Origin of the sequence: Winogradskyella vidalii, from assembly GCF_013403955.1 — a bacterium.
Classification (GTDB): Bacteria; Bacteroidota; Bacteroidia; order Flavobacteriales; family Flavobacteriaceae; genus Winogradskyella; species Winogradskyella vidalii.
In genome coordinates, this window is the sequence record NZ_JABFDG010000007.1 from 35,675 (window position 1) to 53,478 (window position 17,804).

8 protein-coding genes are annotated in these 17,804 nt (G+C 32.1%); 7 read left to right on the forward strand and 1 reads right to left on the reverse strand.

Annotation, left to right across the window (positions count from 1 at the left end; all coding sequences use genetic code 11):
- Window positions 1–239: 239 nt before the first annotated feature.
- Window positions 240–4,307, reverse strand: coding sequence for a hybrid sensor histidine kinase/response regulator transcription factor (locus tag HM982_RS14935; protein WP_179354134.1), 4,068 nt, complete (start codon window positions 4,305–4,307; stop codon window positions 240–242).
- A gap of 197 nt (window positions 4,308–4,504) precedes the next feature.
- Between HM982_RS14935 and HM982_RS14940 the strand changes: the two genes are divergently transcribed.
- The 7 genes from HM982_RS14940 (at window position 4,505) to HM982_RS14970 (ending at window position 17,788) form a co-directional block, all read left to right on the forward strand.
- A complete protein-coding gene (locus HM982_RS14940) occupies window positions 4,505–7,525 on the forward strand; it encodes a SusC/RagA family TonB-linked outer membrane protein (RefSeq protein WP_179354136.1) in 3,021 nt (1,006 codons plus the stop codon).
- 19 nt (window positions 7,526–7,544) lie between these two features.
- Entirely contained in the window at window positions 7,545–9,212 is a 1,668-nt protein-coding gene (locus HM982_RS14945) for a RagB/SusD family nutrient uptake outer membrane protein (RefSeq protein ID WP_179354138.1), read from the forward strand.
- A 148-nt stretch (window positions 9,213–9,360) separates the two neighbouring features.
- On the forward strand, window positions 9,361–12,369 hold the full coding sequence (locus tag HM982_RS14950; RefSeq protein ID WP_179354140.1) for a glycosyl hydrolase 2 galactose-binding domain-containing protein: 3,009 nt from the start codon (window positions 9,361–9,363) through the stop codon (window positions 12,367–12,369).
- A gap of 19 nt (window positions 12,370–12,388) precedes the next feature.
- Window positions 12,389–13,642 carry an Nramp family divalent metal transporter gene (locus tag HM982_RS14955; protein ID WP_179354142.1) on the forward strand — a complete coding sequence of 418 codons (1,254 nt, stop codon included), beginning with the start codon at window positions 12,389–12,391 and terminating at the stop codon, window positions 13,640–13,642.
- 4 nt (window positions 13,643–13,646) lie between these two features.
- Window positions 13,647–14,738, forward strand: coding sequence for a type I phosphomannose isomerase catalytic subunit (locus HM982_RS14960; protein WP_179354144.1), 1,092 nt, complete (start codon window positions 13,647–13,649; stop codon window positions 14,736–14,738).
- Window position 14,739: 1 nt separating this feature from the next.
- A complete protein-coding gene (locus HM982_RS14965) occupies window positions 14,740–15,972 on the forward strand; it encodes a hypothetical protein (protein WP_179354146.1) in 1,233 nt (410 codons plus the stop codon).
- A gap of 7 nt (window positions 15,973–15,979) precedes the next feature.
- A complete protein-coding gene (locus HM982_RS14970; protein WP_179354148.1) occupies window positions 15,980–17,788 on the forward strand; it encodes a hypothetical protein in 1,809 nt (602 codons plus the stop codon).
- Window positions 17,789–17,804: the final 16 nt, after the last annotated feature.

A 17,804-nucleotide genomic window follows, 5' to 3' on the forward strand; every position in this document is an offset into this window, starting at 1 on the left:
TTCCTGCAAAGGCTTTTTTTATTCAGGTACAACATAGGTACAACATTTTGATGTTTTGGTAGGCTACATATAAAATAATATAAATTGATGTTATTTAATAGCTAAACGTATTATCATATTCAGCGCTTTCATTTATTAATCTTTAGTATTAGCAAACAGATTAGATTGCAGTTGTCGTAGCCGATTTAAGTATTGATTTTCTATCATAATAAATTATTGTTTTTTGATCATTTTAAAAATCAACTATTATATGTGTTATTTTTTATAAACTCACTAGGGGTCATTCCATATTGTTTTTTAAACGAGGTAGTAAAATAGTTATGCGAATTAAATCCAACAGCATGACTAATTTCGCTCATTCTATGATTTCCGCTCTTTAAAAGTTTTACAGCATGCTTCAATCTTTCATATCTAATGAATTCTGTTGCTGATTGGTTTGTTAAAGACTTTAGTTTTCTGTGCAATGTGGTTCTGCTTAGACCTAATTCACTTGCTAATGTTTCTACTGAAAAATTCATGTTAGAAATATTAGAGTCAATAACTTGCACAGCTTTTAGTATCAGTTTTTTGTCAATATCCATTTGGTCAACTTTTGATTCCCAAATTTCGTTTATACTAATAAATGATTCTCTTAAATTTTTTCTAGATTCTAATAAGTTAATAATTTGAGTAATCAAAAGTTTGTCATCAAATGGTTTAGATATATAGGCGTCTGCACCAGAAGAAAGTCCAGAAATTTTGTTTTTAACGCTTTCTAAAGCCGTTAATAAAATAATTGGAATATGGCTAATTCGTATATCTTTTTTAATGGTTTCGCAAAGTTCTATACCGTCCATTTCAGGCATCATTATATCAGAAATAATAATGTCTGGGAAAAGAGAATGAATTTGTTCTAAAGCTTCAATACCGTTTTTTGCTTTAGAAATTTTAAAATAATCACCTAAAACATTACTTAGATAATTTAATAATTCAATATTGTCTTCAACTATTAGTATTAGTGAATCTTGATGTGAAGATTCAGATTTTTCAACTTTTTTTTCGAATTCTATTAGTTCTACTTTAGATAAGTTACTATCGTAGACTTCTAAATTCTCTGAGCTTTTATCACTTTCCCCTTGTTCACAGGGTAAAATAATACTAAAAACAGTACCTTTATTTTCAGAAGAAACTACTTTTAAGCCCGCATTATGTAGGTTAATATATTCTTTAGTTAAATCCAAGCCAATTCCTGAGCCTTGGCCTTCTTTGCTGTCCATATGATAAAATCTTTTAAAAATATTTGGAAGATTATCTTTAGAAATGCCAACTCCAGTATCGCATATTGATATTTCAACAAAATTTTCAATGTTAGGGTCTCCAATTATATATTCATTGCCATTATCAAATTCAATATTATTTTTAGAATTGTATTTTATTTTTATTTCTATTGTAGAACCATCGGGACAATATTTAAATGCATTTGAAAGAATGTTAAAAATTATTTTATCTAGTTTTTTTAAATCAAAATTCATTTTAAGTGAACGAATATCAGATTTGAAATTATAGATAAAACCTCTATATTTTGCATGTTCAGTAAAGCAATCAAAAATGCCTTTTGTAAAAGAGACGATATCTAGATTATTGATTTCTAATTTTAATTTATCTGCTTCTAGCTTACGGAAATCTAGAATTTGATTTATTAATCTTAATAGACGCTCAGAATTATTTTTTATTAGATTTATTTGATTAAAATTAGGGTCGTTTTTATCATAACTAGCTATTAATCTTTTAACGGGTCCCATTATTAATGTTAATGGAGTTCTAAACTCATGAGTTATGTTTGTGAAAAATTGAAGCTTCAACTGGTGTAATCTTTCTTCACTTTCATTTTTAATTTTTTCTAATTGTATCTGATTTTTTAATTTTCGACGATTTAAAGCTTCTTTTTTTATGTACATTATTATTGCTAAGGACAATAAACTATAAATAACAAAAGCATACCAGCGCGTCCAAAAAGGATTTGAAATTTTAATTTGTAATGTTGCTGGTGTTTCATTCCAAATATCATCGTTATTAGAAGCCATAACTTCGAAAATATAGTCACCTGGGGGAACATTAGTATATATTGCAGGTCCATTTATATCCGTTTCTACCCAGTTTTCATCAAAGTCCAATAAACGGTATTTAAAGCGGTTTTTATCGGGATCTATGAAGTTGTTTGCTGCAAGTCTAAAACTAAAAGAATTCTGATTATGTTTTAATTTAATTAATTTGGAATTATTAATATTTGATTTTAAAATTTTGTTTTCTTGTCCAGGCAAAACTTCTTTATTACTTAAATAGAAATTTGTAATTATGGCATCTGGTTTAATCGTGTTTCGAATAAGTATATCATTAGGTCGAAAATAAATAAAGCCGTTAGAGCCGCCAAAAAACATTAATCCGTTCTCGGAAAAAAGTCCTGCATTGGGTGTGAAGCTGTTATTATAGATACCTTCAATATGACCAAATGTTAATACCTTATTTTCATTAGGATAAAATTTACAAATACCATTGTCTGTTGCTAACCATATATTGTTATTGATGTCGTCTAGTATAGTATAAACCTCATTTCCTGGTAGATTATTTTTAATTGTATAATGCTCAAATTTTAAATTTTCGACATTCAATTTATCTAATCCACTGCCATTTGTGCCTATCCAAAGATGACCTTCAAAATCTTCAAATATGGAATAAATATAATCAGCTGATAAACTATTTTCATCTTCTTCAGAATGTAAAAAGCTAATAAATTTTTTAGTATTCGATTTTAATAAATTAAGTCCTTTTTCGGTTGCAAACCATAAGTCACCTTTTCTGTCTTTTATTATTTTTCTGATATGATTATTAGATATAGAATTGGCGTCTAAAGGATTGTGTTTGTATTGTTTAAAAGTGTGGTCTATAAAAGAATAATGAAATACACCTTGCTGATAATCACTAATCCAGATACCATCTTCTTCTGGAAGCATAGTTGTGATTTGAAGCCCAATATTAAAAGGGACGTTTAGCTTTGTGAATTTTTTTTCATTTTTCTTTCTATATAAAATACCATCATCACGCGTACCAACCCACATTTGTTTTTTACTGTCAAATACAATGGATTTGATATTCTTTACTGTTTTGTCATCATATGAGACTTCTACTTCCTTCGTTTCGTTTTTGTGTTGGTTGTATTTAATTAATTTTCCGGTTTCAGTTCCAATCCAAATATGTACTTTATCTGGGTCTGGTGCAAAAGCAGTGATGATGTTATTACTTCTAGATCTATTTTTATTTGATTGTGTAATGTGTGTTACAGAGTTCTTAAATTCGCTGTGATAACTTAAACCACCTAACCAAGAACCGACCCAAATAATATTATTAGTATCTTTATATAGCGACCAAATGGATTGATGTGTTAGGTTAGGATGGTTTTTAGAGTTTATTACTTTAATTATATCAAGGTTGTTTAATACAGCAATACCATTATAAGTAGCGACCCATATGTTTCCATTATTTGATTTAATGATGCTTCTTACGCGGTCACTTATAAAGTTGTTTTTTTCATTATAATGGTTTAATAATGTTCCGTTGATATCAAAACACATTAGCCCTTTATTGTCATAACCAATCCACACCTTATTATTATCGGCATAAACGGATCTTGGATATCCAGAGATACTTTGTGCAAAAAATTGAAATTGCTTTGAGTCTTTTGTTTTATAATATACTTTTCCATCTTGAAAAACGATCCAGATATTATTTGATGCATCCATATATAACAACCGAGCGCGAGACGAATTATTATCAATGCTAATGTACTCAGCTTTATCTAAGTTCGCGTTTAATTGTGCAACACCTCTCTCGTCTAAAAACCAATAGTCCCCATTTGAAGTTTGAATTAATGCGTCAATATTATTACCTATTTTGGAATCTTGATTGGTTTTAATTTGCAGTCTAGTAAAATCATCAGACACAGGATTGTATTTACAAATACCATTTTCTGTGGCAATTAGTAAATCCCCGTTGGTATTGCTTAATATTTGATTAATTCTATTTGTAGATAAACTTTTTGGGTTTGATTGTGAGTAGCTATATCTTTTTATTTCATTGGAGTCATATTTAAAAAGGCCATTATTAGTTCCAAACCAAATAAACCCTAAATGATCTTCATTTATGCACATTACAGATGTAATTGAGACACCTCCCTCGGGGCTGACGCTTGTTAAAGAAATAATAGGGTCGTTTTGTGCACCGATAGATATCGAGAAAAAGTAAATTAAACACGTAAGTTGGAGCATTCTCATTTATACTAGGGGTTTATTGCTAATATAGAAATTTCGTAAGTAATATTTTTTATATTTCGTATTAATTATATCACGTATGTTTCAGGGTGAAACATCTTTAAACTTTTGAAATGATTTTGATAGAAAACGAAACATTTCGTGTAAATAAGTATCTCTAAGCCACTTATATTTGGCTTACTAAATAAAACTGTATAATAATGAATCTCTACTTTATTTTATCTAAAAACAAATTATGTCTTATTGCTTTTATCTTTTTTTCTGCGCTGTCCTTTGGACAAGATTTAAATATAAAAGGAACAGTGTTCGATGCGAGTACAAGTTCACCTTTACCCGGAGTTAATATAATAGTTAAAAATACGTCTACAGGAGGAACTACTGATTTTGATGGAAACTTCGTAATCCCTAATCGAAAAATCGGAGATGTATTAGTATTCTCATATCTTGGATTTATAAGTCAAGAGGTTGAAATTAAAGGGGATGATACTTTAAATATTCAGTTAAAAGAGGATGCTCAGTCATTGAGCGAGGTTGTAGTGGTTGGTTATGGCTCTCAAAAAAAGAGTGATATTACAGGTACTGTAGCGTCCTTAGATCAAGAAAGGTTAGAGATGGTTCCTAACGTGGATATTTCACAGGCTATTCAGGGTGCATTACCTGGTATTTCCGTAACGACATTATCTACGGGAGCTGCACCTAGTAATGATGACACTTCAATCGTTATTAGAGGTAGAAATTCTATTTTAGCGAGCAACGGTCCTTTAATTGTTGTTGATGGTGTTCCATACCAAGGACAACTTAGAGATATAAGTCCTAACGATATTAAGTCTGTTGAAATTTTAAAAGATGCATCATCAGCGGCAATTTATGGTTCTCGTGGATCTAATGGTGTTATTTTAATAACCACAAAAGGTGGTGTTGAAGGAAAAACAGTTATTAGATACGACGGTTATAGTACTATTCAAAAATTATCAAACTTACCTCGATTAATGAATGGTGAAGAGTTTTATAATTTTAAATTAGAACGAGCAATAGCTACAGATGGTCTAACTGATCCTGATTTAACTACGATCTTTACCGAAACTGAACGAGAAGTTTATGCTAATAAAGCATGGGTTTCGTGGCCTGATATTGCTTTAAGAGATGGTTTTAGTCAAAATCACAATGTCTCTATATCTGGTGGTTCGGACAAAACGAAATATTATACTGCTTTTAATCTGTTAGATGTAGCTGGTATTGCGATAAACGATGATTATCGAAGGTTTTCTACAAGACTTAACTTAGATTATAAAATCACTGATTGGTTGTCATTAGGCACAAGAACGACATTAACATATGGAGATCAAAGTGGTATTTCTGCTAATTTTGAAGATGTTTTTTGGATGAATCCATTAACTAAACCATATGATGAAAATGGTAATCTAAATATCTATCCATGGGATGAAGATAGATATTTTAGTAATCCTCTAGAGGGTATTTTTATGGAAAACACAAATACCTCAATGCAAATTGTAACTAATAATTTTTTAAATATTGAATTGCCTTTTGTAAAAGGTTTGCAATATAGATTAAATACAGGGTTTAGATATAGAACTACTAATTCTGGTACATATCGAGGCAGAAATACAACAGAAGGATTTGAAAAACAAGGATCTTCGGATGTTAGCCGTGGCCTTATTGAAAGTTATACTATTGAAAATATATTTACCTATAATAAAGACATCGGAAAGCATACTATAGGTTTAACCGGTGTGTATAGTACAGAACAAGATGAGAGAAGTACTAATAGTTTAAGTGCAGAAGGTTTTCCTAATGATATACAAGGTTGGTATGGCGCTCCACAAGCCAATTTAATAGAACCTTATTATGAGTATAGAAAAACTAACCTTATTTCTCAAATGTTTAGAGCAAATTATGGTTTTGATAATAAGTATTTATTCACATTTACTGTTAGACGTGATGGGTTTTCTGGTTTTGGAGAGGGTAATAAATGGGGTACATTCCCTTCACTTGCTGTAGGATGGAATATTAGTAATGAAGAGTTTTTTAAAAGTGATATAATAAATAATTTAAAACTGAGAGGATCTTGGGGGCAAAATGGAAATCAAGCTCTAGGTGCATATGAGACTATTGCTAAATTTAGAATCTTTGACAATGTTACAGGGTCTGGTACAACGGCACCAGGATATATACCATCTACTTTAGGTACTCCAACATTAAGTTGGGAAACTAGTGAGTCTTATAATATTGGACTTGATTTTAGCTTCCTAAATAATAGAATTACGGGAGACATAAATTATTACAATACCGATACATCAGATTTACTATTAAATAGATCGATATCACCAATACACGGGTTAGATGAAATAACTCAGAATATAGGAAAAACTAATAATAGGGGTATTGAAATATCATTAGTTTCAAGAAACATTAATACACCAAATTTTTCATGGACTACAAGGGGGAATATATCATTTACTAAAAACAAAATAGTATCGTTATATGGCATTCTTGATGAAAATGGAAATGAAACTGATGATTTGGATAATAGTTGGTTCATTGGTAAACCTATTTTAACAAATTATGGTTATCAATATGATGGTGTTTGGCAAGAAGATGAAGCAGGTTTGGCTGCAGCTTATGGAACTCAACCAGGTTACATAAAAATTAGAGATGTTAATGGTGATTTTGTTATAAATGCTGAGGATAGAGTATTTCAAGGTCAGAGGGATCCTAAGGCCATATGGGGAATCACCAATACACTTAATTATAAGAATTTTGGATTAAACTTTTTTGTAACTGGAGTTAGTGGAGCAACAAAATCAAATAGTTTATGGAGTACGGATGTCTTTCAAGGTACAAGACGTAATACCGTATACCGCAATTGGTGGACACCAGATAATCCAACCAATATAATTTTTGCTAATGACGAGAATGCACACGAGCAAGGAGGGGTTTCAGTAACAAGATATGAAGACGCGAGTTTTATTAGGCTAAGGGATCTTACAGTGTCTTATGATTTACCCAATGATGTATTAGAAAAATTAGGGTTAACTGAATTTAGATTATATGTTACTGGAAGAAATTTAGTGACCATAACAGATTACACAGGTTTAGATCCTGAATTAGGTTCAGGAGTAACGAATGCTAATGGCGATGATGGGCAACGTTCTACACCACTCGTTAAAGAATATGTACTTGGACTAAATATTGGACTTTAAAATTATAATAACTAAAAATATGAAAACTTTAAAATATAACATAATAGTCATAGTCACATTACTATTGGTAGCTAGTGGCTGTTCAGAAGATATTCTTGACGAAAAAACTCCATCCATTGTAACTGCTAATTCATTATTTCTAGATTTGGCCGGATTTGAGGCTGCGTTAAATGGTTTGTATGCCAACGTAAGAATGGAACGTGAAGGAAGATCAACTAGTAGTTCTGATAGAAGTTCAGATAGGTTAAGAGCAGAAATGTTTCTTAACGGAACAGATAACATGTGTACAAATCAACCTGATGGTTGGGGATATGTAGCAGACAGTTGGGGAGAATCTAATAATGCAACTAACTCTGAACTTCAAGGGAATTTCACATGGCTTTACAGTATAATTAACGCTGCAAATACTATCGCTGGCAGAGCAGAAAATCCAGATGTTGATTGGGAAGCTGATGCTAACAAAAACCGTGTTATAGCTGAGGCTAGAGCAATTAGAGCATGGGCTTACAGACATTTAACATTTACTTGGGGAGACGTCCCTTTAACTTTAGAAGAATCTAACGGATCAGACATTAAAACAGATTGGGAAAGAACACCTGTGTCAGATGTGAGAGCACAAATAGAAGCAGATTTACTTTTTGCGGAACAATATGTTCCCGTAACTCCAATTCCTGGAAGAATTAGTAGGGGAGCTGTGCAGCACTATCTTGCAGAATTATATTTAGTTTTAAACGAACCAGGACAGGCGCTAATCTATGCTGACAAAGTAATTAATACACCAGAGTATACACTTGTAACAGAACGTTATGGTGTACAATCTAGTGAGCCTGGAGTGCCTTTTATGGACATGTTCCTTGAGGGTAATAGTAATAGAGAACAAGGAAATACGGAAGCATTATGGGTTTGGCAATGGGAATTTGCAACCGCAGGAGGTGAAGGCAGTGACATGAGACGTTATCACACTAGTAGATATAATGATATAAATATAGGAGGTGTAACTCCTTTTGAGCTTACTGTTGAAAGAGGAGGTAGGCCAAGAGGTAGAATGTCTCTTACTAAATTTGCTTTAGATCTTTACGAAGATGGTGATGATAGGTTTTCCAATCATGTTATAAGAAAATATTTTGTATTAAAGGATGCGTCGCAAAATGATACTGGTGTTGCTGATGATTTACCACCAGGTTATAATTATGGAGATATTATAAACTTAGATTGGAGTGTACCTATAACTAATCCAGAAACAAATAGAAAAGACTGGCCTTTTAGTAGAAAGTTTGAGTCAGCAATTGCTTCTGATATTCAACTGTCTTATCAATATAATGATCAGGTATATTTAAGAATGGCTGATACTTATCTTTTAAAAGCTGAAGCTCAGTTTTTATCAGGTAACATTACTGGTGCTGCAACAACAATAAATATAATTAGAGAGAGAGCTAATGCTTCAGCTATCACAGCTGCAGATGTAACTATGGATTTTATTTTAGATGAACGATCTCGTGAATTATTACTTGAGGAACACCGCAGATACACATTACTGAGAACAGGGAAATGGTTAGAAAGAACGCAATTACATAATTTTAAAGGAGGTGAAACTATTCAGGATAGAGATAGACTTTTACCAATTCCTCAAAGTGTAATAGATGCTAATTTAACTCTTGAATTTCCACAAAATCCTGGGTATAATTAAAATACAAAACCGACTTCTAAAATAATTAATACAAGGTTTATCCTTATCAAGATATTTTAAAACTCATCCTGAATTTTTGATTCAGCAGGGCGCATCAATCCTAATAATATTTAAATATAGTAACGAATTTTTTAAAATTAAACACAAAATGATTAGAAACAGAAGCTTAAAATCATTAGTCCAAATATTCATTCTTGTAGCAATTATGTTCACTTGGAAAGGATTTGCCCAAGAGACTAATATAGCAAAATATAGAATTGTTACCCACTCTTCATCAATAGATGCTAATCAAACAGGTCATCTTGTTGTTGATGGTAATGAGGATACTTATTGGGAGGCGCATTATAAAGATAAAAGTCAGTTTATTTTAATTGATTTAGATTCAGAACAAGAAATAAATACACTTAAAATAAAATGGGGTGTAAATTTTGCAATCAAATATAAAATCTCATTAATTTCTAATGGGGCTACAGAGGAAATATATACTACTACAGAAGGTGTAGGCGGTGATCAAGTACTAGATATTAAAGGAAAAGAAGCTCAGTTTGTAAGAATCGATATTTCTGAAGTAAATGATATTATACGTGGTTGTTCTATTAATGAAATTGAAGTACTCGGTAATAGTAATGATAGATTTAAACCATCAAAGATAAGTGAGATTTCATTAAATAATCTATCGTTAAATAATTCTAATTGGCGCGTACAATCTACCGCAATGGTTAATGATAATGAAAATCAAATTTCTGCTTCAGGTTATGATGATACAGAATGGATTCCTGCCAAAGTACCAGGGACTATTTTAGGCGATTATTATAATTTTGGTGCTGTTCAGGATCCTTTATATGGAGACAATATGCATCAAATTTCTGATAAGTTTTTCTCTGGTAATGACTTTTGGTACCGTACCGAAGTATCATTTTCACCCGAATTAGCAAATAAAAAAATCTATTTGAATTTCGCTGGTGTTAATTGGAAATCCGACATATATATTAATGGAAAACACCTAGGAAAAATTGAAGGTGGATTTCTTCGAGGTGAATATGAAGTTTCAGATTTTATAGACTTAGATAAACCTAATACCATCGCTGTTTTAGTGCATCATAATGAAAATTGGGTGTCAGGTACTTTTAAAATAATTAAAAAGACATTAGGAGCTAGAATATCAAATGGAGATATGTTGGGACTTGATGGACCTACATCATTGGCTTCAGCGGGTTGGAATTGGCTTCCAATTATTCGAGGTAGAAATAATGGTATTTGGAACAATGTTGAATTTAAAGTTGGTGGTGATGTAACCATACAAGATCCATGGGTTTCTACAAAATTACCTGAGGATAATCTTAAAAAGGCCGATTTAACAATTAGTACAGAACTTAAGAATTCGTCTGACCAAGTGGTTTCAGGAAAATTAGTGGCAAAGTTAGAAGGGAAAATAACTTTAGAATTACCTGTCACAATTCCCGCCAATGAAACAAAAACTGTCACATTTGATAAATCAAAATTTTCAAAACTATCAATAAAGAATCCTAAACTTTGGTGGCCAAATGGCTATGGTGAACAACATCTTGAAAATTTAGATTTAGAATTTATAGTAGATGGCAAAATTTCTGATGAAAAAAGTATTAAGTATGGTATCCGTGAACTAGAGTATATAGAAAAAGATAATGTTTTATTCATCTATTGCAATAACACTAGAATTTTACTTAGAGGTGGAAATTGGGGATTACCAGAAGCCATGATGAGAATGGATGCAGAAGGATATGATTTGCGAGTTAAACTACATAAAGAAGCTAACTTCAATATGATTCGCAATTGGATTGGTATGACTAATCATGAAGAGTTTTATGAGGCCTGTGATAAATATGGTGTTTTAATTTTTGATGATTTCTGGTTAGCAAACCCAAAAAACGGCCCAAACCCAAAAGATTTAGATTTATTTATGCTTAATGCTCGCGATAAAATTAAATGGGTACGTAAACATCCATCTTTAGCATTTTACTGTGGACGTAATGAAGGTATTCCATTGTTAGAATACGACGTAGCTATGAGAAAGGAAACCGAATTATTGGATGGTACCCGCCATTATGTTTCTAATTCCGCAGATGCTCCTTTAAGTGGTTTTGGCCCTTATGAAGTAAAGTCACCAGAATGGTATTTTCAAAGAAGAGGTGAAACATTTCATAGTGAACTTGGCATTATTGCAATACCAGAAATAGAAAGCTTACGTAAAATGATGCCAAAAGAAGACTTGTGGCCAATTAGTGATATGTGGGCAGTTCATAATTACCAAGATTCACGTTCACATAAATATACTAATACAATTGAAAGCCGATATGGCACAGCAGTAAGTGTCGAAGACTATAGTAATAAAGCTCAATTATTAAACTATGAAACGGGTAAAGCGATGTTTGAAACACTTCAATCAAAACAAGGAAGTGGTATGATTTTGTGGATGAGTCAATCGGCATGGCCATCTTTAATTTGTCAGCTATATGATCACTATTTAGAGTATACTGCTTCTTACTTTGCAGTTAAAAAAGGGTCTTCAAATATTCATGCGTTTTGGGATATTGATAGAAACGAAATACGTGTAGCTAATAATACAAGAGAGGATATTAAAAAAGCAACTATTAAAGCAACCATATTTGATAATGAAGGACATGTTATTTGGAGTGAAGAAACACCGATTACAGTGGCTTCTACTTCTGTAAAAACATCATTTCCTTTAGTACATACGCCAGCTGATAAAGTGCTTTATTTAAAACTAGAATTGACAAAAAAAGGAAAAGTAATAAGTGATAATTTTTATTGGTTAGAAAATAAAAATGAAAACTGTTTGGACTTAAATGATTTGCCTAAAGCAGATATAGATTTAAAAATAACAGAATCAGTTGAAGATACCTTTTATACCGCACAAATTAAATTAACAAATAAGTCTAGCAAGATTTCTTTGTTGAATAAAATCAAATTGAAAGATAAAAACTCAGGAGAAAGTATACTTCCAGTTCATTTTGATGATGATTATGTGTCTTTACTTCCAAACGAAGAAAAAACAATCAATATAAAAGTCGATAAAAAGTATTTAAAGAATAAAAATGTTGAAATGCATTTAGAAGGCTGGAATACAAAAACTATTGCTTTAGATATTAAAAACTAGTTCTAATAATAAGAATATTATGAAACAAACCTTCCGAAGTAAGTTTTTAAAATGGTTAGCCTTATTTCTTCCAGGTATTTTTTTACTTGGTTTAAATATTGGTACTGGTAGTGTAACAACAATGGCAAAAGCAGGAGCCGATTACGGAATGTCACTCTTATGGACAATCGTCGCCTCTTGTTTAACGACCTATTTTATGATTAATTTATATGGTAAATATACGTTGGTCACAGGAGAAACAGCTTTACAGGCTTTTAGGAAACATATACATCCAGGGGTTGGTATATTTTTTATAGTGGCTTTAACAGTTGGGGTTTGTGGAAGTGTAATGGGCGTAATGGGTATTGTAGCTGATATTTGCTTCGAATGGTCTAAAACTGTTGTTGATGGAGGGATTTCTCCTATATATTTTGCAGCCACTTTTATTGCATTGGTATATTTTATTTTTTGGAATGGTAAAACGCAGTTTTTTGAAAGAGCATTAGCCGTAATTGTAGCAATTATGTCAGCGAGTTTTCTTCTTAACTTTTTTATCATGATGCCACCTCCAATAGATATTTTAAAAGGACTTATACCAAATATACCAGAAGGTTTAGATGCGGATAAAAGTCCATTTTTAATTATTGCATCTTTAGTAGGGACAACTGTTTTTTCTGGTTTATTTATTATTAGAACGACATTGGTTAAAGAAGCCGGTTGGAAAATAGCTGATTTAAAAAAACAAAGAAATGACGCTGTCGTATCAGTTACATTAATGTTTGTTATTAGTGCTTCTATAATGGCAGCAGCAGCAGGTACGCTCTATGTTGAGGGAATTGGCTTAACCAATGCCTCTCAAATGATAGGATTGTTAGAGCCACTAGCCGGAAGTTTTGCAACTTCAGTGTTCGCTATTGGAATCATTTCTGCAGGTGTTTCATCTCAGTTTCCAAATATTTTAATGTTGCCTTGGTTATTATGTGATTATAATAATTCTAAACGAGATATGACGCTGCCAAAATATAGAGTAATGGTGCTTTTAATTTCTTTATTAGGATTAGTCGTACCTGTCTTTAATGCACAACCTGTATTTGTAATGGTGGTTTCACAAGTGTTTAATGCAGTGATTTTACCAGTAACTGTTTTGGGTATTCTGTATTTGAGTAATAGAGTAGATCTAATGGGAAGTCAAAAAAACAAACCGTTAGAAAATGTTTTTTTAACTCTGATATTATTGTTTTCACTATATACTTCTATTGTAGGGGTTACTGGAGTCATTGAACTTATAAATTAAAATAATGGAAGATTTACAAAAGTTAGCATACATACCTTTAAAACAACAAAACAATAGAGTTTGGCGCACGTACGGTGGAGGTGCACTAATAGATAAATGGAAAAAAAGTCCTCGAGAGGTTGATGGAGACATGCCAGAAGAATGGATTATGTCTACAATTACTGCGAGAGGGAAAGGACGTCCTGAAGAAGAAGGGCTTTCAATGTTGAATACGCATCTTGGTTTAAAATCACTTAAAGAATTAGTCGATTCGAACAAAGAACTTTTTTTAGGAGAGAAACTTGCTAAAAAACATGGAACAACTGGTGTTTTAATCAAGATGCTAGATTCAAATGAAAGATTGACAATTCAAGTGCATCCAGATAAAGCATATGCGAAAAATATACTTAATTCAAATTTTGGTAAAACAGAATCTTGGTATGTATTGAATAAGCGCGAAATAGACGGCGAGAAAAGTGTTGTTTATATGGGCTTTAAAGAAGGAGTCACTCGCGAACAATGGAGGGGTTATTTTTTAAGTCAAGATATTGAAGGTATGCTAAATTGCCTACATAAAATAGAAGTGAATCCAGGTGATGCTTTTATGATTTATGGAGGCGTTCCTCATGCTATAGGAAGTGGTTGTTTTTTAATGGAAGTTCAAGAACCTACTGATTATACCATGCGTGTTGAAAAAGTAACACCCAAAGGTTTGAAAATTTCTGATGAATTAATACATCAAGGAGTTGGAGAAGAAACGATGTTAGATTGCTTTCATTACGATAATTATTCCTATGAAGAAGCTATGAAACGTTGGAAAGTTGAACCAAAAGTTATTGATAGCTCAGCGACTCACAATTTGAAATCAATTTTTAACGAAACGCATACAGATTGTTTTGGACTTAAAGAACTCGATTTAGATGGAGAATACACTATAAAAGGAAATGACGCTTTTTATGTGGCCGTTATATACTCTGGTGAAGGTTCTGTGGAATGTAATGGACAAGAATTTAGTTTTAAACAAGGAGATGAAATATTCTTATCTGCCGCAATTAACGAAGTCACTTTTAAATCTCATATAGAATCGAAGATATTATTGTGTTATCCACCAAGTTAATATGAGAAATATAATTTTTATAGCGTTCTTTTTTATGCATTATGTTAATGCACAAGATTTTGTGTCTAAAAATTTATCAGATGAGCAGATTCTAGAATTAATTGAAAAGCATAGACCTTCAAAAGGTGCAGAAATTCCAGCTGATTTAAAATATAAATTAGGAGCAACTCATGTTAATGGACAATATCATTTAACGGACAAACCTTTCATTATTGAAGGTGCTAAAAAAATGCATGATTTAGGGTATGGTATTTTAAAACTATGGTTTTATAAAGCGGACGGACAAGCCCATGGCTATAAATACAATTCGGAATGGAATTTAACCAAAACCATGACCTTAAAAGAATTGGCTACTCACAAATACTATGATGAGGTTTTTAATATGCCTTTCAAAGTTTTCGCTTTAAATATAAAAGATGGTTATGCAGGAGCATCGACAGAAGATCAAACTGAAAACTTAAACCGTGTAGAGAAAGAATTTTATGATTTAACAGCGCATTTTCTTAATAAATATAAAGATAGAGATGTGTCTTTTATATTATCAAACTGGGAAGGCGATTGGATGTTACGAGGTGGTACAAGTGCCAAAAGCAAATGGAGAAAAGATTCCGTTTCACCAAATGCACCTGTAAGAGTTAAAAACATGATTGACTGGATTAAAGCACGTCAGAAAGGGGTAAGTCGTGCAAGAAAAGAATTTAGTAATTCAAAATGTAAAGTTTACAACGCTGTTGAAGTTAACAAAGTTTATGATGGTATTCTTTATAGCATGCCTTCAATTACAACGAGTGTGTTACCAAATGTGGAAGTAGACATGGTCGCATGGTCTGCTTACGACGGAAAATCTGACGACGGTATTAAAATGTATAAAGGAATTGATTATTTAAGACATTATATGAATCCTACACCTTATATGAAAGGCGAGAAGTTTGTGTTTATAGGTGAAATAAATGAACACGAAAATAGAAATAACAGAACCAAAGCATATGTTCAGAATTTTACAGATGTGATTATGGGAGTGTATTTGGCACAAAACATACCTTACATATTTTATTGGGAGTTGTATTCTAATGATACAAAAACAGGATCAAAAAAACAAGATAGAGTACTTAAAGCAGAAGAGTTAGCTGGTAATTGGTTAATACGTCCAGATGGATCATTTGGTTGGGCGCAAGAGTACTTTCATAATCTTTTGGAAAAATCTCGAACTAAAAACATCACATCTAAAAATTAAACCAAAAATGAAAAAGTATCTAATTTTAATTATAATAATATTTACATCATTTAATACATTTTCTCAAGATTATACTTGGACTGTAGATGCAAATGGTATGTACAGAGATGGTATACCTTTCTTTTTAAACGGTCAATCTTGGGCTAAAGCAACACCATTTACAGATGGGACTCAAACTACTAATGAAACTTTAGTAAAAGAAAAACTCTCTGAATTAAGTGCTATTGGAGTTAATACCTTGCGTATTTATGGGAGTCCGGATGAAAGTAGTTGGGGAAATCAATATTTTGATAATTATGCTAATTTAATCAAATGGATAGAGGAATGGAATGTAGCCAATCCTGATGGTGGTGACCCTAATAAAGCGATGCATTACATGGTGCAAATATCACCAGAAGATAATATATCAACGCTTTCGGATGATTTACCAACAAATGATGCAGCATCTTTTGCGAGAGCCATCAGTGATACTTCTCACCCAGGGAGTGTTGCAAGCTTAATTGCGACTATAAATGATGCAGCTGGCCCAAATGGAAGTCAGTATTTAATGGGGTATTTAATTTTTCACGAGTTTAATGTTTCTTCAAAATATGCGTCTTGGTATAATGAGGTAGGAGCCCAAGGAATTGAAGATTTTATGAATGCTGTTGCAGATGCTATTCATACTACATACGCACCCGGTAAGCTAGTGTCTCATACGGGAGATGCTAAAGATTCTGGTAATGGAATTTCTGTTAATATATATGAGGAACTTGAAGATTTAGACAACACAGATGGGAACGTGTTTGAAAATTTCGATTTGTTAGGGTTTAATCTATATATCTCAACAGATGCCATGTTAAAAGAAAATTCTTATTACAATAGAATTGTTAACCGGAGAGGCTATAGTGTAAATAGTAACCGTGGTTGGTACATTGGTGAAACAGGGGCTTCTTATGATAGGGATGCAAACTCAAGTAGTGTAGCTGCAGCCAATTATGAGAACCATGAAGGTGGTGCCAATTTACAAATCATGTGGCAAAAATCTAAAGCATTAGGAAATCTTATTGGTTTTATGCTGTTTACAGTACAAGATAATGATACCGACTTACCAATTAGTAGCGCTATAAAACAAAGAGGGCACTATGATTTTTATGGTGATAAGAAATTTTTATACTACATCTATAAGGATATATTAATTGATGAAATTTCAACAAATAATCGTTTTCATTCTACTGATGAACACGACATAGGAGTAACTATTGTTGAGACTTTAGCAGATTATACCATTACGTTTCAATTTAATAATAAAAGTGTTTTAGATAAAGAGTTCTTCTGGTCTATTCATGGAGATGCAGGTAATGGAAGTCAGCGTTTTTCAAATCTTGAAGAAGAGAATTATTTAATATTAAATGCAGGCCAAGAAACCACTGTTGTAAGAACAGTAGTAAAACCAGGAGGCAATGACCTTTTTGCAGTATCTGCTTCCGTAATAAAAGAGAAAACCCCTAGTAATCAATATTTCTACGGAAGAGAGCATGTGTTTAGTGATGGTATCAGTACGGTAGCAGGATTAAATTTAAATCTAAATAATCTTCCATTATCAGTTACCGATCTAACGGCTAATAATTATCATAACTCAAAATCTGGTGTGGTTGTAATTACTGACAAAAATGGGTTTAAAATACCTGAAGGCTCTTGGGAAATTACACTTTACACATTAACAGGAGAAAAAATAGCGAGTAGAAAATTACATAATTCTGTGTTTTTAAAATGGGGAGAATTAATCTCAAATATAAAAACACAAACATTAATCTATAGGCTAGAAAAGATATAATCTCTGTAAACAATAA